This window comes from Vreelandella glaciei, assembly GCF_013415125.1.
GTDB classification, from domain to species: Bacteria; Pseudomonadota; Gammaproteobacteria; order Pseudomonadales; family Halomonadaceae; genus Vreelandella; species Vreelandella glaciei.
Genome location: NZ_JACCDE010000034.1, coordinates 38,285 through 57,163, shown reverse-complemented (window position 1 = coordinate 57,163; position 18,879 = coordinate 38,285). Strand labels below are relative to the sequence as shown.

Annotated in this window: 16 protein-coding genes; 5 read left to right on the top strand and 11 right to left on the bottom strand. The window is 54.1% G+C overall.

Annotated elements, in window-relative coordinates; genetic code table 11:
• Window positions 1-158: 158 nt before the first annotated feature.
• Both HZS80_RS19345 and HZS80_RS19340 read right to left on the bottom strand, forming a co-directional pair.
• Window positions 159-3,281, bottom strand: coding sequence for an efflux RND transporter permease subunit (locus HZS80_RS19345; RefSeq protein WP_035563263.1), 3,123 nt, complete (start codon window positions 3,279-3,281; stop codon window positions 159-161).
• Window positions 3,281-4,363 (bottom strand): efflux RND transporter periplasmic adaptor subunit, encoded by a 1,083-nt coding sequence (locus HZS80_RS19340; protein WP_035563266.1) that lies wholly within the window; start codon window positions 4,361-4,363, stop codon window positions 3,281-3,283. The genes HZS80_RS19345 and HZS80_RS19340 overlap by 1 nt, the downstream gene beginning before the upstream one ends.
• A gap of 135 nt (window positions 4,364-4,498) precedes the next feature.
• Between HZS80_RS19340 and HZS80_RS19335 the strand changes: the two genes are divergently transcribed.
• A complete protein-coding gene (locus HZS80_RS19335; protein WP_035563269.1) occupies window positions 4,499-5,683 on the top strand; it encodes a BaiN/RdsA family NAD(P)/FAD-dependent oxidoreductase in 1,185 nt (394 codons plus the stop codon).
• An 81-nt stretch (window positions 5,684-5,764) separates the two neighbouring features.
• On the opposite strand, the gene HZS80_RS19330 is transcribed toward HZS80_RS19335, so the two are convergent.
• From HZS80_RS19330 to HZS80_RS19315, 4 genes are all read right to left on the bottom strand, one after another.
• Window positions 5,765-6,076, bottom strand: coding sequence for a YqjK family protein (locus HZS80_RS19330; RefSeq protein ID WP_035563271.1), 312 nt, complete (start codon window positions 6,074-6,076; stop codon window positions 5,765-5,767).
• The gene (locus HZS80_RS19325; protein WP_035563273.1) at window positions 6,051-6,455 is read right to left on the bottom strand and encodes a phage holin family protein; all 405 of its coding nucleotides are present in this window, start codon (window positions 6,453-6,455) and stop codon (window positions 6,051-6,053) included. Before HZS80_RS19325 ends, HZS80_RS19330 begins: the two co-directional genes overlap by 26 nt.
• Window positions 6,455-6,787, bottom strand: a complete 333-nt coding sequence (locus tag HZS80_RS19320) for an ElaB/YgaM/YqjD family protein (RefSeq protein WP_035563274.1) — start codon at window positions 6,785-6,787, stop codon at window positions 6,455-6,457. The genes HZS80_RS19325 and HZS80_RS19320 overlap by 1 nt, the downstream gene beginning before the upstream one ends.
• A 77-nt stretch (window positions 6,788-6,864) precedes the next feature.
• The gene (locus HZS80_RS19315; RefSeq protein WP_179917015.1) at window positions 6,865-7,896 is read right to left on the bottom strand and encodes a phospholipase A; all 1,032 of its coding nucleotides are present in this window, start codon (window positions 7,894-7,896) and stop codon (window positions 6,865-6,867) included.
• A gap of 206 nt (window positions 7,897-8,102) precedes the next feature.
• Here HZS80_RS19315 and mscK point away from each other — a divergent pair, with 206 nt between their 5' ends.
• Window positions 8,103-11,405: a mechanosensitive channel MscK gene (mscK, locus tag HZS80_RS19310; protein ID WP_218927784.1), complete on the top strand. Its 3,303-nt coding sequence runs from the start codon at window positions 8,103-8,105 to the stop codon at window positions 11,403-11,405.
• An 8-nt stretch (window positions 11,406-11,413) separates the two neighbouring features.
• Here mscK and HZS80_RS19305 read toward each other — a convergent pair whose 3' ends face one another.
• From HZS80_RS19305 to HZS80_RS19295, 3 genes are read right to left on the bottom strand one after another with little or no spacing between them, the layout of a single operon-like run.
• Window positions 11,414-12,184, bottom strand: a complete 771-nt coding sequence (locus HZS80_RS19305) for a TlyA family RNA methyltransferase (RefSeq protein WP_179917013.1) — start codon at window positions 12,182-12,184, stop codon at window positions 11,414-11,416.
• 30 nt (window positions 12,185-12,214) lie between these two features.
• The gene (locus tag HZS80_RS19300) at window positions 12,215-14,257 is read right to left on the bottom strand and encodes a hypothetical protein (protein WP_179917012.1); all 2,043 of its coding nucleotides are present in this window, start codon (window positions 14,255-14,257) and stop codon (window positions 12,215-12,217) included.
• Between the two features lie 30 nt (window positions 14,258-14,287).
• Window positions 14,288-15,511: an ATP-grasp domain-containing protein gene (locus HZS80_RS19295; RefSeq protein ID WP_179917011.1), complete on the bottom strand. Its 1,224-nt coding sequence runs from the start codon at window positions 15,509-15,511 to the stop codon at window positions 14,288-14,290.
• Window positions 15,512-15,717: 206 nt separating this feature from the next.
• On the opposite strand from HZS80_RS19295, the gene HZS80_RS19290 reads away from it, so the two are divergent.
• The 3 genes from HZS80_RS19290 (at window position 15,718) to HZS80_RS19280 (ending at window position 17,434) form a co-directional block, all read left to right on the top strand.
• Complete coding sequence (locus HZS80_RS19290; RefSeq protein WP_008959579.1) at window positions 15,718-16,047, top strand: DUF1820 family protein; 330 nt, start codon at window positions 15,718-15,720, stop codon at window positions 16,045-16,047.
• Between the two features lie 88 nt (window positions 16,048-16,135).
• Window positions 16,136-16,771 (top strand): TIGR04211 family SH3 domain-containing protein, encoded by a 636-nt coding sequence (locus HZS80_RS19285; protein WP_179917010.1) that lies wholly within the window; start codon window positions 16,136-16,138, stop codon window positions 16,769-16,771.
• Between the two features lie 30 nt (window positions 16,772-16,801).
• Complete coding sequence (locus HZS80_RS19280; RefSeq protein ID WP_179917009.1) at window positions 16,802-17,434, top strand: class I SAM-dependent methyltransferase; 633 nt, start codon at window positions 16,802-16,804, stop codon at window positions 17,432-17,434.
• A 50-nt stretch (window positions 17,435-17,484) separates the two neighbouring features.
• Here the strand turns inward: HZS80_RS19280 and HZS80_RS19275 are convergent, their stop codons facing one another.
• Together HZS80_RS19275 and HZS80_RS19270 are read right to left on the bottom strand one after the other, a co-directional pair.
• Window positions 17,485-18,078: a YajG family lipoprotein gene (locus HZS80_RS19275; RefSeq protein WP_179917008.1), complete on the bottom strand. Its 594-nt coding sequence runs from the start codon at window positions 18,076-18,078 to the stop codon at window positions 17,485-17,487.
• Between the two features lie 466 nt (window positions 18,079-18,544).
• A complete protein-coding gene (locus HZS80_RS19270; RefSeq protein ID WP_179917007.1) occupies window positions 18,545-18,811 on the bottom strand; it encodes a transposase DNA-binding-containing protein in 267 nt (88 codons plus the stop codon).
• Window positions 18,812-18,879: the final 68 nt, after the last annotated feature.

The following is an 18,879-nucleotide window of genomic DNA, read 5'->3' as shown; positions in this document are numbered from 1 at the left end:
GACGTTCATCAGGGTCAGGGGATAGCGTCCCCATTAAGAGACCGACTATACGCACGCATCGGCTTATGTTGTTCATCATCGGAGCTTGCAACCGGGGAGGAGTCCCTATACGCAATGACATCCCCCGCCCAAATTGCCACGCTTCAGTCGCAATGACATCAGTCAGATGGCGCGTTTGCAATTTCCTCCTCCAACTGCCGCTTAACTGCACCTGGCGAACCCGTGTGACGCGCGAGTAGATCGTAAGCGACGGGCACCACAAACAGCGTAAACAGCGTGGCCGAGCCGACTCCCGCCATAATCACGGTACCGATGACCAAACGCGATTCGGCCCCCGGTCCTGTCGAGATGATCAATGGAATGGCGCCAGCCATAGTGGTGACAGCCGTCATTAAGATAGGCCTCAATCGCGTCACAGAGGCTTCAATCAACGCCGAGCGAAACGCTTTACCCTCGTCGCGCAACTGGTTGGCAAACTCGACAATCAAAATGCCGTTTTTAGCGGCTAAACCAATCAGTAGCACTAAGCCTACTTGACTGTAGATGTTCAATGACTGGCCAGTGAGCAGCAGGGCAAGCAGAGCGCCACTCATTGCCAGTGGCACCGTGAGCATGATGACAAAGGGATGGATTAAGCTCTCGAACTGGGCAGCGAGTACCAGGAACACCACCAGTGCGCCCATTAACAATAGGAAGGCGGTGGCGCCACTAGCCTGCTGGAAGTCGCGCGATGCGCCTGCCACATTGGTTTGTGCCTCTTCTGGCAGCAACTCAGCAGCGCTCTCCTCTAGGTACGCCAACGCTTCGCCGAGCGGGTAACCATCTGCCAGGTTGGCCTCAATGGTAATCGCGCGTATGCGGTCAAAGCGATTCAGGGTGCTGGCGCCAGCAAAGTCGGAAAGCGTGACAAGGCTGGCTAGAGGAATCAGCTCACTAGAGCGCGCCGAGCGAACCTGAATGTTATCCAGCGCTCTGGGGCTATTCTGGCTACTGCGATCGCCTTCCAGGATGACATCATACTCCTCACCCTCATCCACATAGCGAGTGACATTGCGACCGCCCAACAACACTTCCAGCGTTCTGCCGATTTCCGAGACGGTAACCCCTAACGAGGCGGCACGCTCGTAGTCGATCTCTACCCGCAGTTGCGGTTGGGTCTCGTTGTAGTTGCTTTCCAGGGCTGTTAAGCGCGTATTGTTTTCACGCACATGGTCTATCAGCATATCCCGCCAGCGGGCAAGTTCCTCATACGTGCCGCCACCCAGCACAAACTGGACCGGTTTTTCGGTGCGTTGTCCAAAGCCCTGGCGCATTACAGGGAACGCTTGTACGCCGGGTAGGGTACTCAGTGTCTGGCGTACGTCGGCCATTATCTCCCAGGCGCTGCGTCGGCTGCCCCACTCGGCCATATTGACGATAATAAAGCCGCTATTAAAATTCTCGATGTTGCCGTAGCCACGAGGGGCGCGAACGACGACGCGCTCCAACTCACCGCTCTCCACTAGTGGCGTCATCCTCGCTTCGATCTCATCCATGTAGTCCATCATATAGTCGAAGGTGGCGCCTTCGGGGCCATTCACCAATACGATAAAGTTGCCGCGATCCTCCTGAGGCGTGTATTCGTTGGGCAGTGCCGTGGCCAGCCAGGCGGTGGCACCTATCAGCAATACAAACGCCGCGACCACTAGCCAGCGCATTTTGAGCATCCACTCTAGCGTGGCCTGATAGCGGCGTTGAGTGCCGCTGAGCAGCCACTGCACGGCTTTTCCAATCCGGCTGTCGTGCATGCCCGGCTTAAGAATTTTAGACGCCATCATCGGCGTAAGCGTCAGTGCCAGCAGCGTAGAGACGACTACTGCGGCGGCCATGGTCAGTGCGAACTCGGAAAATAGTCGGCCAATATCGCCTTGCAACATGCTGAGCGGCAAGAAAACCGCCACCAACACCAGGGTGGTGGCGATAACTGCAAAAGCGATTTGCCGGGTACCGCGAAAGGCGGCGACTAGCGGTGTCTCGCCGTAGTCGTGCATACGCCGGTTTATATTTTCAAGCACGACGATGGCATCATCGACAATCAGGCCGATCGCCAGCACCAGCGCCAGCAGCGTTAGCAGGTTGATTGAGAAATTCATCGCGGCCAGAGCGGTAAAAGCCCCAATAACGGCAATCGGAACGGTCACCGCAGGTACCAGGGTAGTGCGCAAATTGCCCAAAAACATAAAGATCACTACCACCACCAGGCCCATGGCGATAAACAGCGTCATAACGACCTGCTCAATCGCCCCTGAGACGAACAGCGAGGCGTCGTAGTTCAGGCTTAGCGACATGCCTTCGGGCAGGGTGCCCTGCAGCCGTTCAAGTTCGACCTGAACGGCTTCGGAGAGCTCTATTACGTTGGCCGTCGACTGCATGATCATACCCAGGCCGACCATGGGGATGCCGTTAGAGCGGAAGACAGAACGATCCTCCACCGCGCCGACTTCTACTCTTGCTACGTCAGCAAGGCGCACCAGATAGCCGTTTTCCTCCTGGTTTTGAGGAGAGCTGAGGGCGAGGCGCTGAAAATCTTCGGCGCTGGCAAAGCTGCGGGGGAGACGGACAATAAACTGACGATCTTCGGATTCAAGCGAGCCTGCCGGTAGCTCTACGTTCTCAGCCCGCAACGCATCTTCAATATCGCTAACGGTGAGTCCGCGTGCGGCTAAGGCATTGCGATCCAGCCATACGCGCATGGCGTAGTCACTGCCGCCGCCGACACGCACTCGAGCCACTCCCGGTTGAACGGAAAGGCTGTCGACCAGAAAGCGGTTAGCGTAGTCGGTCAATTCAGTTATGGAGTAATCTTCGCCGGAAAGGCTTAGCCACACCACTATCTCTTCGCTGCTATCGGCTTTGGTGACCTCTGGGTTGTCAGCGTCGTCGGGTAGGTTGCGCAGCGCGCCGGAGATACGGTCGCGAATATCATTGGCGGCGGCATTGATATCCATATCGATGCCAAACTCGATCTCGATCTGAGAGCGACCATCTTCGCTTTGCGAGGTAATTAGCTCGATGCCTTCAACACCCGCAATGCGGTCTTCTAATACCTGGGTAATACGTGTTTCGACAACGCTGGCCGAGGCGCCGGGGTAGCGGGTATCGATGGTGACCACTGGCGGGTCGATGGTGGGGTACTCTTGAAGCGGCAAACGATTGAGCGCTAGCAGACCAAAGGCAACAATCAGCGCCGCAATCACCATCGCCAGTACCGGTCGCTGTACAGAGATATCCGATAAGCGCATTAGCGGTCGGCCTCCAGCAGCGCTCGGATACCGGTCTCGTCATCGGCGATCCCGATTAACCTGGCTTCTTGTCCATCTCTGGCTAGCTGTAGACCATGAAAGACAATTAAATCGTTGGCGGTGAGCCCCTCAAGAATTTCCACCTCGCCATTGCGCCGCTCGCCGATCGCCACTTCGCGCCGTGCCAAGCGTGTGCTACCTTCACTCTGCTCAATTAGCATCACGAAGTGACGGTCACCGCTAGGCTCTATGGCAGCCTCAGGGATGACGACAGTATCGCGTACGCGCTGTTGAACGATCACTTCCATCAGCATGCCAGGGCGCAGGCGGCCGTCGGCATTATCGAGATCAGCGCGGACGCTTACGCTGCGCGTTATTGGATCCACCCGTGTGCCGATGGTGGCAATTTCACCGCTAAAGAGGGCGTCAGGGTAGGCGGCAGTCGTGGCGTTGAGCATCAAGCCTGGCGATAGGCGACCAAGAAATACTTCTGGAACGCTGAAGTCGAGCTGCATAACATCCAATTTATCAAGCGTCACCAGGTCCATGCCTGGGGTGACCAGAGCGCCAATACTGATATTGCGAAAGCCCACACGGCCGCTGAAGGGCGCTTTTATCTGGTAATTAGCCAACTCCGCTTCAATCGCTTGTATATCGGCATCTGCCTGGCGCAGCCGTGATTGGCTATCTTCTACATCGGCCCGGGCCGCCAGATTGCGTTCTTGCAGCTGGGAAGCGCGATTTGACGCGTTGCGCCGCTCTTCGCGAAGTGCCTGGGACGCCCTAAGCTGCGCCTGCTCCTCGGCATCCTCTAGGCGAATAAGCAGCTGCCCCTCTTCAACCTGCTCGCCGTCACGGAAATTGATCTCGGCAACGATGTCCGTGACGGTAGCTGATAGCGTCACGCTCTCATCAGCACGAAGGGTTCCCAAGGCTTCCAGTGGATCGGACCAGGTCGTCAAGATTGCCCGTGTGCCGATGATGGAGGGCGCCGATTGGGCGAACGTCACACTGGCAAGCAGAAGGGTGAGAGGCACAAGCGCAAGTCGCAACAGCCGTCGTCGATGAAAAGGCAAAAGCATAGAGTTCTCAGCGTTAGATAATATTTATACAATTATTGTATAGGGTAATTTGATCATATAATAATTTTTAAGTGCGACCCTGTTAGAATGCCTGCTTTTTATAGCGGGAATCGTCCTCAATATGAGCTGTCCATTATGATCTATGACGTTGTCATCATCGGCGCTGGCGCCGCAGGCTTAATGTGCGCAGCGCAAGCAGGCTATGCCGGAAAGCGGGTCTTAGTGCTTGATCATGCTAACAAAGCGGGCAAGAAGATTCTCATGTCCGGGGGCGGCCGTTGCAACTTTACCCATCTTGGCACGACGCCGCAGCACTTTTACTCATCAAACCCTTACTTTTGTATTTCGGCGCTCAAACGTTATCGTCCCGAGCACTTTGTCGAGCTGGTTGAGCGCCATGGCGTTGAACATGTTGAGAAAACGCCGGGTCAGCTATTCTGTGCCACCTCGGCCAAAGAGATTGTCCGTACGCTTCTGACCGAGTGTGAGTGGGCGGGGGCTGATATAAAACTCAGCACACAGATTACTCGCGTGGAGCAGCAGGGCGGTGCCATGCGGCTAACCACCTCGATAGGTAACATTGATGCGGGTGTAGTGGTCGTGGCGAGCGGCGGGCTTTCCATTCCGAGCATGGGGGCGACGGGATTGGGTTACGATATAGCCCGTCAATTTGGCTTGGAAGTATTCGATACCCGCCCGGGGCTGGTGCCGTTCACGCTGAGCGATACTTGGAAGGCGCGCGCAGCAGAGCTATCAGGCGTCAGCGTGCCAGTGGCCGTTAGCGCAGGCAGTCGCCGCTTTGTAGAGCCCATGCTATTTACCCATCGTGGCTTGTCTGGGCCTGCGATGCTGCAGATATCCAGCGTTTGGCAGCCAGGGGAGGCGATTAGCATTGATCTGCTGCCCGGTGAGAACGTGGCGGAGTCACTGCGCGAAGCGCGCCAAGAGACCCCCAAGCGCCAACTCTCTACCTGGCTTGGCGAACGCTTCCCGAAACGCTTGGCGCAAGCGCTGTTGGAGTGGTACCCCGACAATGACCCGGCGCGACCACTGGCCCAGTATGCCAACGCAGCGCTGGATGAGTGGGCAGGAAGGCTCAACGCTTGGCAACTGAAGCCAGCGGGGACTGAAGGTTGGCGCACCGCAGAGGTGACCATGGGCGGGGTCAATACCGAGGCGCTATCGTCCAAGACCTTTGAAGTTAAAGGCCTGCCGCAACTGCGCTTTATTGGAGAGGTATTGGATGTGACGGGAGAGCTAGGCGGGTATAACTTTCAGTGGGCGTGGGCGAGTGGCGTCGCTTGTGGGCAAGCCTGCTAGGCTAGGAAATGCGTTTCACGTACATCCTAGCCCAGTACAAAAAAGCCCAGTACAAAAAAGCCCAGTACAAAAAAGCTTTAATTAAGTAGCCACTTTGGCTAATAACTTAAGCTTTTTGAATAGCATGTAGCCCGCAAGCGCTTTTCGGCCTGCCGCCATAGCGCCACCTGGGTGGCGTGCTAGCTTATAAGCAGCAAAGCCGCCGACGGCGTAGAGCGGCAGTTTAAAGCTTTGCCAGCTTTGGTCTAGCGGCGAGGCTGCCTGCTGCAAATAGTCGCTATCCACCAAAATATCCACGCGCTGCTGCTCTAGTTCGGCTAGCAGCAGCGCTTTGCGCTCAGCGCGGCTTAAAGGTTTCGTTGGCGGTTTAGCGTTGTCTGCGGATGGTTTCATCACTTGGCTCCTCAAGCAGTGCTCGGTCTGCAGCAAGCTGTTTGAGTGTTTCTTTTAAAAGAGAGTGTTGCTTGGACTGGCGAATCGCGATGACCGCGAGTAGCAAACTGGCGCCGATTAACGCACCTGCACTGATGGCAATGGCGGTTAAGCGATAGGTATCCCAGAACAGAACCACTACTAATGCCGTCAGCGTGGCAATACCCAACAAGAGCAGCAGTAAGCTTGCTCCTGCGAGAAGCAGTAGAACCAGTAAGCGAGCACGCTCCTCTTCTAACTCAAACACCGCCAAACGCAGGCGGGTTTCGCTATTAGCAATCAGCGATTTTAGTAAGCGTTTGGCGGCAGAGAAGACGCGTTGGGTTGGACCCAAAGCCATTAGCGACGACCGAGCAGCATACCTACAACCATACCTGCAGCGGCACCAATACCAATGCTCGTCCAGGGGTTTTCATGCACGTAGCGATCACATGCATCGGCTTGATGGGTCAACGAGTCACGAGTTTCGTCATAGATACGTTCGCCGCGAGCTTCGAGGCGTGCACGGGTGTCTTTCAAACGGCGTTCGGCACGGGTACGTAGATCGTTCATCTCTCCGCTGGCATCTTTAGCGGTCGCGTTGACCAGCTCTTCAACGGTTTCACTCAAGTGGCGCAGATCATCTTTGAGTTGATCGGCTTGAGTAGAATAAGTGGGTTGACGTTTAGCCATGGAGTCTTCCTTTGACGAATGAATGGTTTAGCTACTATGAGCATAGCAGCCATTTAATAACAGACAAGCAATTGCGCCTATCGGTTCAGCCCTGTCGTACTAAATAAGGGATTTAAGCTAAACCCAAGGCTCAAGCGGTGCACGCGATGATCATAATCGATCATGCTTTCACCATATCCGTAGTAGTACTGTACATGCGCCCGCAAACTGTTGAAAGCAGGCCAGCTGTAATCAATCTGGGTGCCTATATTCCCTGCGCTGGGGTTGCCGCGTAACTGACCGCTCATTTCATGGTTATTATTGAGGCGCTTGGCGAGGCGAATATCGCCGTACCCCATGTAACGTTCGATATCCGGGTTGTCGTCGTCCTCTGAGGATTCCGGTATCCGCCAATGCGGTGCCAGGGTGAACGCCCAGTCACCGCGCTGGAAGGTGCTTTCAAGATAAACCCGGTTCCAGCTACGGGAGAGAGGATCTGAGCGACCATTAGACTGGTGATTAAGGGCAATTCGGTTGCGTGTATTCACCCAGCCAAGCGCCTCCCAGGCATTGTCAAAGTCGATGAATATTTCAGGTTCGTAGTTGGTTTCTCGGAAAGGCGATGAAGCGTCGGTATTGTAGGCTTGCCACCAGCTGCGCTGGGTGTAGCCAAAAAAGACGTCGCCGTAGTTGCCAAACACCTGTTCAGCCAGATTTACCTTGGCGCTGAACTGGAACTTAAGCTCTACGCTATCTATTTCGCTGTCGTCTGAGATATTGCGAAAGCTTTCGCGGTTCTGGTTCGTATTATAGCTAACCGGGAACAGATAATTGGTGCGGTGCGCTGTGATTGAAAACGGGTTTCGGCTCGATTCCTGTTCGAGTTCACGGCGCTCGCTCAAGTCTTCTCTGGCGGCTTCTTCAGGCAACTGCTCAAATGGCACGCCTTGAGCGGCTTCTTCGGGATTTTCTACCTGCTGCAACTGTTGATGCAGATCATATAGCTCAGCGTTGAGGGCACGGATACGCGCCTCAATCTCTTGTTGGGACTCAGCGAAGGAACTTGCACTAAACGTAGCAAGACTCAGCAGAACCAATAATTTCGTGACCGGTAGTTTTCGGATAACCATCTAAGGTGGCTCGCAAAATGAATGAATAGGCAAATGCCATGGTTGTTTCTATCACGCCGCCTGCGGAAGTCAACACCTCTGATTGCGCTGGCTATCAGAACGCCTGACAATAACCTTATTATCCGTGTCTGCGGAGCTATCGATGTCAACGAGGCATATGAAACGTGGTGAGATGCGCCTGTAAGTGGATCGTAACGTGCTTATTCTTGCTGCTTATTGTTAGCAGTGCCGCGGCCCAGGCTACATTCCCGGCCAGCATGCTCGAGCGTGTACCTGAACAGGCTGAGCTGGCATCCAGGCTTGCTCAGTTGGAAGCGCTTGAGGGCGCATTGACTGCTCAACAAACCAGCGATAAAGAAGCCTTGGAGGCCGCCCTTGATGCCTATGAACGGCTAGCCTCTGTCGATGAGCGCCTGGCCGCGTTAGATACGCGCGTAGAGCAAGCCCCAGAATTACTAACTCGTTTGCAGCGTGAGTTGAGCGAAGCCGAAGAAGCGTCACAGCAGCTTTCCGTGGCTGGTTTGAGTGACCGGCGCCTTGACGAGCTGGAAACCCTGCAAACTGAGGCGGTGGTCGAGCTTCAACAGTTGCAAAGTCAGCTAGCAGAAGTGAACTCTCAACTCCTGGCTGCGCAAACACTCCCAGAACGCGCCCAACAATCCATCGCTGAAACTCTCCAGCGCGCGGAGAGTTTACGCCGACAACACGATGAGCGCGAGGCTTTGCTAGCAGATCGGCAACTTTCGGCATTGAGTGATGCACGGCTTATACAGCTGCGCCTTGAGCGCGCACTTGCTGACCGCGAAGTAAGCTTTTACCAGCGTGAACTCAGCGCGAATAGTCGGCTGCGCGAATTGGCGCAGGAGCGCCGTGATGTTCTGATGTTGCAAATTGATTATCAAGAGCAGCAGCTCAGTATGTTGCAAGGGGTGATAGACCAACAGCGGCGTTTGGCCTCAGAGCAGGCGATTGCTGATGCCGCCCGGGATAATCCCTTAATTGCCGCTGGCCACCCATTGGTGGTGCAAGCCCAACAAGCCAACCAAACGTTAAGCCTTGAACTGCTACGGGCCACCGACCGCGCTAACAGTATCGTGCGTGAGAATATTGAAGCCCAGCGTCAGTTGGAGCATGTCCGCCAACTACAGCGCAGCCTGAATGAGCAAATTGACGCCATACGCGGAAGCCAACTGCTGTCGCGTATTCTGCGTGAGCAGCGCCAATCCCTCCCGCCATTAACCGCACGGAGCGATTTGCAGGATGAAATTGCTGATCTGCGTTTGAAGCAATTTGATTTAGTCCGTCAGCGTGACCAGTTACGCCAAAGCGAGCAGTTTGCGGCTGCGCAGCTAGCCGAAGCGGGTATAGAAGCGACGCCAGGACTGGTGGATTCACTCTCGCGGCTCTATCAGTCCCGGCGAGAGCTGGTCGAACAATTGGAGCAGTCCTATGGAAGCTTGTTGAGTGCAGCGATCGAGCTACAGTTGAATCAGCAGCAGGTGTTAACGACCACCAGTGAGCTGCTCGAAACCATTGATGAACAGCTATTTTGGGTGGCCAATAGCCGCCCGCTGGACGTTAACTGGCTGCGCCAGTTGCCGCATAATTTACGCCTGGAGTGGCAAGAGGGTGAGTGGCGTGCCATTTTGCCCACCCGTTGGCAAGGACTCTCTTGGCAAGTGCTTAACGGGGCACCGCTTGTGTTGGTGGGACTCGTGCTGATGGGGTTACGTCGCCAAATTAAGACACGCTTGGCGAACCTGCATTCACAAATCGGACGCTTGAAAAGCGACACCCAGCTGCACACGCCTAAAGCGGTGCTGCTAAATGCGCTGCTGGCGCTGCCTGGCCCATTAGCGTTAGCGGGCATTGGGGTTGGGTTGTTAGGCGCAGCGGGGCCGTTGGTAAATAGCGTTGCTCCGGCACTGCTTCAGTTAGCCTTGAGTTGGGGCGTAGTGGCATGGGTGCGCCGACTATTGGTTGCTGAGGGGGTGGCTGAGCGTCATTTTACCTGGTCACCACAATACACCGCTCGGTTACGCCAACTGTTAGGCGGGTTAGGGGTTGCTTTGGTGCCCGTCATTGCCATTGCGGCTATGTCGGGTGAAGTGGAGACTCCGTTAGCAATGCGCCCCGTTGCGCTAGCATTACTCTCGCTTGGTTTGATAGCCATGAGCTGGTGGCTGGCGCAGTTGATACTGGCGCATATCCCCATTTTTGGCGTGCGTCTGTTTCGTTTGCTGTTGGGGCTTGCGATGGCGTCGGTGCCACTGATGCTGTTGGGATTAGTCGCCTGGGGCTATGAATACACTGCGTTGCGCCTAGTAGGCAGGTTCGCCATTACGCTTTACCTGCTGGGGCTGTGGGTGGTGGTGGAAGCTACGTTGGTGCGCAGCTTGGCAGTAGCTGCTCGTCGGCTCGCCTATCGTCGTGCACTGGCCCGTCGTCGCGCTCAAGTACAAGAGGGGGCGGAAGGTGGTCTCGAAGTAGTCGAAGAGCCCCCGCTTGATATGGCGCAGATCAATAGCCAATCGCTGCGGCTTTCCAAGCTGATTGTGTTGATTGGCTTTAGTGCGCTGCTTTACTTGGTCTGGTCAGACTTGCTCTCGGTGCTCGGCTATTTGGACAACGTGTCACTGTGGGAAGCGCAAGAGGGGGATCTGGTTGATAACGCGCTATCGATATCCGACATCTTTGCTGCTCTGCTGATCGTCGCTATTACGTTTATTATGGCGGGCAACTTACCCGGCCTGTTAGAAGTAATGGTGCTATCCCGGCTGTCATTGAAACAGGGCAGCGCTTATGCGATTAGCTCGCTGCTCTCCTACACCATTGTGGGCACGGGGATCGTTATGGGGCTATCGACCCTTGGGGTTTCCTGGGACAAACTGCAGTGGCTGGTAGCCGCATTGAGCGTAGGATTAGGGTTTGGTTTGCAGGAGATTTTCGCCAACTTTATATCCGGCTTGATCATTCTGTTTGAACGTCCTATCCGTATTGGCGACACGATCACGATTGGCAATTTGCACGGTACCGTCAGCCGTATCCGCATCCGAGCGACGACTGTCACTGATTTTGATCGTAAAGAGATTATTATCCCCAATAAAACCTTTGTGACTGACCAGCTGATCAACTGGTCGCTGTCGGATAACATCACCCGAGTCGTGCTTACCTACGGCGTGGCTCACGGCTCGGACATGCCGAAGGTGCATCAACTGCTGCGCAAAGCCGCAGATGAAAACCCGCGCGTGCTAGCTGACCCTGAACCGCAGGTTTTCTGTTTAAGCTATGGGCAGCACAGCCTCAATTTTGAGCTGCGTATTTTCGTCAACGACCTGCTCGACAGGCTGTTTGCGGCCGATGAAATTAACTGTCGGGTTGATGCACTGTTTCGTGAAGCGGGCGTACGCGTGGCCTTTGAGCAGATGGATGTATGGCTTCATCCCGAGAAAGGCGAGGCGATAAAAGTGCAGTCTGCAAATCAGCTCACGCCTCCTTCGTCGACTTGAGACTCTTTTCAAGCCTCTTTCTTACGTTCCTTGATGGCATGCAGGAGGAACTCCCGATTGCCATCGCCGCCGGTAATCGGGCTCTCCTGCCAGTGGCGAATGGCGAACCCGCAGGCGTCACAGGCGCTGCGAATATTGGTTTCAACGTCGTTATAACGCCTAGCATCACGTACCACGCCGCGTTTATCGAGAGCTTCTGCGTTCAGCTCAAACTGAGGTTTAACCAGCGAGATCAATTGCCCCTCCGGCGGCAGCAGGGCGGCAATTTCAGGCAGAATCAGCGTTTGCGAGATAAATGACACATCCATAATGGCGCTATGAATGGGTTGGGCGGCAAGCACGCTTTTTAGTGCTTCATCGCTACTCATGTAACGCGCATTTAATCCCTCCAGGCACGTCACGCGTGGGTCGCCACGTAGCTCGGGGGCCAACTGCCCATGGCCAACTTCTACACCAATGACATGGCGAGCGCCAAAGCGCAGCGCGCAGTCGGTGAAGCCACCGGTTGATTGGCCTATATCGAGTACCACTGTTTCATCCAAGCGCATTTCAAGCGTTGTCAGTACCGCTTCGAGTTTCAGACCCGCGCGGGATACATAGCGCTCTTCAGGGTCCTCCTCCACTTCAAAGCGAGTATCTTCGGGCCACTTTTCTGACGCTTTAGTTAATGGCTTGCCGTTACCTGGGAGACGAATCCGGCCATGTCGAATAAGCCGCTGGGCGCGGGTACGCGAATTGGCCAGCCCTTGGCTGACCAACAGTTGATCGAGTCGCATCATAATGATTGAGAGTGTCGTTAATAGGGCGGCTTATTCTGCATCCGGTGGGGCATTAGGGCCTTGATCAGCCTGTAGTTCGACAGGCGGTAAACGCGATGCCCCCCAGCTACGGTGCAGGTAATACTTAACATTTTCCAACTCTTCACTGGTGACAGAGACTATTTCACCGCGCTCGAGTGGGTCGTAATGATAGATATACAGCCGCGATGCAAAGCGTTCGAATGGCAGTGATGCTTCACCAAAGCGTTCACCGTTACCCGATGTGCTGACAATGACGCCGTCGCCCCAATCCTGACCGCTATCGTTGTTGGGATTATAAAAATAAACCCGCATAACGTCAGAGGGGTCGAGGGACGCCCGCAAAATGGTGATGGCGTGCCAGCCAATGAAACGCGCTGCGCTATCGGTGACCGCAATGCCCGCTGGCTGTGGATGAATCAGCGGTTGGTTGCCATTGTAGTAGGGGTGATAGCTGGCGTAGAAGTGGCGTACAAAATCATCCACATCGCTTAGCTGACCGGTGGCAACATCGACATTGATGCGGAAACCACGTCCTGACCACCAGCCATGAAATTCAGGATTCACCCAGCGGTGAGGGTCGCCCTCACGACCAATGCAGCGTCGGCCCATTTCGGCATAAATGCGATCCAGATGTGGCACGACAATTAGCGACACCGGGTCTAAATCCATAGGCAGTTCAGTTGCAACGCCAGAAAGGCTCTCCATTGATGATATGGCCTGTCCCTCGAAATGCATGATGATTTCGTCATCGCGTGCTGCCCATGCCACCATCTGTAGCAGATAGTCCGGGTCATTGTAGGCCCACATGGAAAGGGCGCGTGCCGATTGGCAGGTAGGGTTATTGCCCTGTCCCACACCTAACGGTAGACCCAGCATGCATAGCACACCTTCAATCAGTCGTGCGCGGGGAGAAACAGTGTCGCCATAGGCGATAGAGAGTCGTGACTGCGCCCACTCTGAGAGCGGTAGATTAAGCTGACGCCACATTGCCGGTGCCACCGGCGGCTGATAGAGAATACCGCGTTCGAGCATTAGCGCAAGGCCGTAGACTGCCTGAGAGGTAGCAGGATAAACCCCACCACGAATCAACGCTTGAACCAGCTCACGGTAGCAGAGTAAGCAATCACGCCCGGTAGACGACAAGCCCAACGCTTCAGAGAGTAAATGATCCCCCTCTTCAAGCAGGTGGCGTAGCAACACGGCGTGGTAGGGCGATACTAAGCCGGTATCGTGCATTGCTCTGGCAAAGCCCGTGGATTCAGCCTGCAGCGCCGTCTGATCCATGTGCTCCAGTCGATCGCGATAAACATCGACACCAGGGTCTTCTCGGCAGGCCTGAGTGGGCCCGTAAAGTGAGCTGACCAAACGGTCGGCACCTTGACCACTAGCGCCTAGATCAATTGCTGGGTTGGCTTGGCAAAGGGCAATTTGGGTGATCATCTGCTTGATTGCGTCAACCTGGATAGGTCGCTGCTTTAAAATGCGCCAAATTTCATCAATCAGTTGATCGACAATATGTTCGTAGCCGATTCGATCCGCTAAGTGCTGGAAAAGCAGGCGAGGAATGGTCGCCAGGCGCCCCTGGGTTTCCCGCTCCGCCTCGCTAGGCGGTAAGAACAGTAGCCATAAATTAATCGCCATGACCTGAGTAAGGTAATGGTGCGCATGCTCTGCAGAAACCAGCGGGTGTACAAAATCGCCTTTAGCGACAGAGAGCAGTCGCAGCTCGCTTAATGACTCAATAACGACCACGTTGGCATCTGCGCTTTTCAGCGAGAAAGTCGTCAAAGTAGGCACCAAGTATTGAGGGGTTTCCCAATCAGAACCTAAAAATACACCGGCGTCCTCGAACGCTTGCGCACGTGTTTCCAGTGCTTCACAACCGCCATCCTGAAGTAATATTCGCCGCGCAGTATCCATTACTCGCGGCAGCTTGGCGGGCTTCGAGAAGGCGGGCGCCTGCGTAAGCAGGCGCACGGCGTCATCAAATTTGCTCAACAATCCATTGAGCTTGCTATCTTCTTGAGAAGACGTCACTTGATCTGTCTCCACGGTGACTCCTTATCCCAGCGTTAGCGGGGATTATACATAGAAGTCGAGGTCTTCTTGGCGTTTTAATAGGTCGCGTATGGTATGCGCATCCTCGCCTTTAAAGTAGACCAGACCCCAATGGGTACCAAACGCGGTGCGTTTAGTAACGGTTTCTTCTACTGGTGAGGTTAGCTCATGAGACTCAAAGTAGGGGTGATCTTCGGTCTCTTCGGGAATTTCCAAACGGCTGACTACACGACGGCGTGGGTATACGCCAAAGCAACCGGCAAAGCCATCGGCATCGACCACTTCTTTGGGGAAAAACTTGGCCACTTCTTCTTTCGTGGTTTTCGGGTCGAACACCAGCATTGACGCCTGATAGGCATTAAAGCCGTAAACACGTTCTAACAATTCGAAGACTTTAAAACCGGGCGGACGATACGCCACTTCGCCAAAGTACATCTCACCATCGCTGGTGACAAAGTATTCGGGGTGGATCAAACCAAACTCAATGTCGAACGCCTTGATCAACTTTTCAATCTGTTGGGTAATCTGCTCGCGGTAAATCTCAAGCTCAGGCGACGCGGGCACGAATACCGAGTAGCCCAGTGTCACGTACTCCGAGATATTCAAGAAAGCGATTTTGCCATCGTGAATCCATGCTTCAACGGCAAATTCCCAGCCATCCAGGTGCGATTCCATTAACACCGGAAACTCTTCCTCAGGGATGGTGTCCACTTCATCCGGCGTACGAATGACACGGTGGCCCAAGCAGCCTGCTTTATCGAAGGCCTTGAGGTGAATCGGGTCGTTAGGGTCGCCGTCCAGCTTTAGCAGCGTCTGGTTAACGCGCTTGAGGAAGCGCACTACGTCTTCTTTATCGTGGGCTTCTTCAAAGATACCGACGCGGATACCGCCTAACTGGGCCCGACGCTTCATCAACGCCTTGTCGCGAAGCAGTAGCGATTGACCATAAATGCGTGGATTATCAAGCAGTACGGAGTTGATGGCCCCAGCCCACTCTACGGTTTCTTCATAGAGAGGAATCGCGACATCAACACCTTTTTCTTTAAGCGTCTCGGCAATTTCCATCGAGCGATCATTAAGACGCTCAAAATTCCAAGGCACGTAGGGAATGTCGTGTTTTTGGCAATACTCTTCGGCCCAGTCAGGTGCAACGACAATGTAGCGACGGTCAAAATTCTCAGCCGCTTCAATCGCATTTAGGCTCCAGCCTAATAGAGCAATATAGCCCTTATTTGGATCCTTTTGCATGTTGATGACTCCTACTTGGTGAATAAACAGAACTGCCAAATTACCTGCCCCACCATACACGAGGGGGGCATGAGCGGCTAATGAGCGCTTTATCCGTAGCATTAACGCAGACCTTGCCAACGGCTTACCTTAAAGGCGTAGCAATAGGAATATGGTAAGCTAGGCGGTTCAACTTCATGTACAAATGGCAAGAGGAATAGGCCAAGATGGCGGCCAAGCCGATCTACCGTGTGGTGGTTCACCAGCAGGGTGAAATTTGGGATTTATACGTACGAGAAATCTTTCAGAGCGAACTCTGGGGCTTTATTGAAGTCGAGGAGTTTGTCTTTGACGATGCTTCACGGGTAGTCGTCGACCCTGCGACTGAAAAATTGCAGCGAACCTTTGATGGTGTCAAACGTAGCTACCTACCGTTAAATGCTATTGTGCGCATTGATGAAGTAGAGCGTGAAGGCCCATTGAAGGCGGTTAAAACTGATGCCCGGGTAGCAGAGTTCCCCCGTCCCTTTTCGTTGCCACCGCGCGGCGAAGGGTAAGCTTATGAGACAAACGCACCGCTAAGTTAGACGATAAGCGCTGTTGGCTTCGTCCGCCTTGCAGCGTTTTTAATCAGGACATGATGTCATGCAGGTAAATAAAATTCGTTTTCGAAATTACGCCGCTGCGGCTGGCGTTTTACTAAGTGTGGCGAGCATTAATGCTAACGCCCAATCCGATAACCAGGCATGGGTGACCGACGAGTTAAGTACCTACGTACGCAGTGGCCCGACGGATGGTTATCGCATTATTGGTACGCTAAATGCTGGCGAGCAGGTGGAAGTGCTTGAAACCAGTGGCAATTATACCCGCGTTCGCAATAGTGATGGCAATGCGGTCTGGGTATTGAGTGATGAACTGCAGGAAACACCCAGTGCCGTTGAGCAGTTACCCGCGTTAGAGGCGCAGGTTGAAGAGTTAACGGCTGAGCTTGAAGGCATCAATGAATCCTGGGAACAGCGTGTTTCCTCAATGACTGAAACCCTTGAGGTTCGTGAACGGCGTATTGCCGAGCTTGAAGCAAGCAACCAAGAGCTGGATAGCCAAGCCGAGGAGTCGCGCCAACAGGTAAGGGGACTTCAAGCTCGCCTAGAGACACAGGAAGAAGACCTGTTGATGCGCTACTTTATGTACGGCGGTGGTGTGGCTGGCGCGGGCTTGTTGGTTGGCCTGATTGTGCCGCACCTGCCACGTCGACGTAAAAAGCGTGACCGTTGGTTTTAATAGCGCGATCAACGAAAAGGTAGCAAAAGAATGAGTGATCAATGGCGCAAGCGCTGGCAAGAAGGGCGCATTGGTTTTCACCTGCAGCAGGCGCACCCGGCGCTACTGCGTCATTGGGACTCGCTTGGTGTTGCCAAGCGCACCAAGGTGCTTGTACCGCTGTGTGGCAAGAGTCTGGATATGCGCTGGCTGGCTGATGAAGGATATCCGGTATTGGGTATTGAGTTTGCCCCTGAAGCCATTGAGCAATTTTTGGCTCAGCGTAGTACCTCGGTGTCGCGATATCGCCAGGCAGGGTTCAATGTCTCCCGTCAAGGCAACGTTGAACTCTGGTGCGGAGACTTTTTTCACCTGCATATTCAGCAGGCCGCAGAAATTGGGGCGTTTTATGATCGCGCTTCACTGATAGCACTGCCGCCAGCAACCCGTCAGCGCTATGCGTTTCATCTTGCTCAACTGGTACCGCCCGGTGCCAAAGGTCTGCTGATTAGTTTGGCCCACAGCGAGGGTGATGCAGGGCCTCCCTATAGTGTCCCCGCCAGCGAAATTGAAAGCCTGTTCGCCCCTAATTTCACGTTAACGTTTCTAGAGCAGGGCAGCCCCGATGAGCGCGGCTACACGGAGAGCGTGTGGGCGCTAGAACGACGCGGGCCGCGCCTCTAAGCGTTTAGAGGGGCAGCCCGCATTTGTGCGGTTTGTGCCAAGGGAGTAGCTTAGCGGGCGAGCAATTGGCCCAGTTCAGGGTCGCTAAAAGCACGGTTCATACCATCGCTAAGTAGATCGCTCAGCATGCGTGCATTACTGTCGGCATCGGGCTTAAGGGCGTAGCCCTGAGTACGGCGCGATGTGTAAGTGCCGGTATAAGTAGTGCCCTTATTTTGTGCGATAGCGCGGAAGATACCTTCAAGACGCGCTTCGTCTACCAATGGCTGGCCGCTCTCGCCACGTGCGTAATTCAGGCTGGCAAGCTCCAGCGTCAAACTCGGACGCCCCTCGGCTTGCTCTGTAGTGGGCGTAAAGCCCATATCGCTAACGGCGCGCTCTGCTTCTTGCTGTAAGCGTGGAATCAATTCGTGGCTGCTCACGGTGATATGCGCGGTGGACATTCCGCCGCCAGCACGATTGCCAATAATATCGCTTTCGCGCCCATCTTGGGCAATTACCGTGACCTGCTGGCCGGAGCCAACCTGAGGCACCTGGGCGCTGCGTTCAGGGCTGAGTTGCAGGTACTGCGGGCTAGTACAACCGGCTAGCCAGGCGCTGGCAAGCAGAACACCTGAAATCCGTAAAAAGTGACGCCGAAACATATGTTAAATCCTTTCTAACGATCATTATCAGAGGACACTGTTATAGAAGATCAGTATAACGTATCCCGCATTCAGGGGTGAGAGTGAGCATTGCTATAGTAAAGAATTGTTTCTTACGATGAAGGGCACATCCAGATGAGCTGAATGGTAACCTGAGACTATAGAATGTAGCTTGTTGTGTGTGTCAGATAGCAAACCATATATCTGTTGACAGCCCCACGCTAATATCCACGTTATTATAAAAGGATGGATTATGTTCACCCGGCATCAGGCTTTCAATTTCCTCCCAAGATAATGATGAGCCAGGGTCTTAGCTTGGAACTCTTTGACGAGACCAGCTAACTGAACGAAGCTTCGCCAGAAGCCCGTTGTTCTTAGTGGCTTATCACTTGTGTGATGCGAATAGCCACCAAGACGAGCGATGGCAGTCATGTAAAAGGCAATGTCGTAATGTGTGCTCTGCCTGTTAAACGATCATTGATCGGCCAAGGGATTTTTTCAATTTCAGTAAAATTGCTATCGGTGAATTGGGCGGGAACTGGCGGGAAAGTGGTCTCCAGCGTGTTTCCTCGCTGATGTTTTCATTTGAGAAAAAGAGGTAGGCGACCTTTATCTTCGACCAGTCTTGAGATTCTGTGTGTGGGGGGCGTTCATTAATATTATCCGAAATCATTGCTAACATTCGGTTCAATCGTACATCACCCAGAACAAAGCCAATGATTTCTTCACTCACCCGGCGTTGTCCATCTTTGAGCCACTGCTGCCCCCCCACCCGCTACCTGGCCTGCTGTGTTGGCGGGG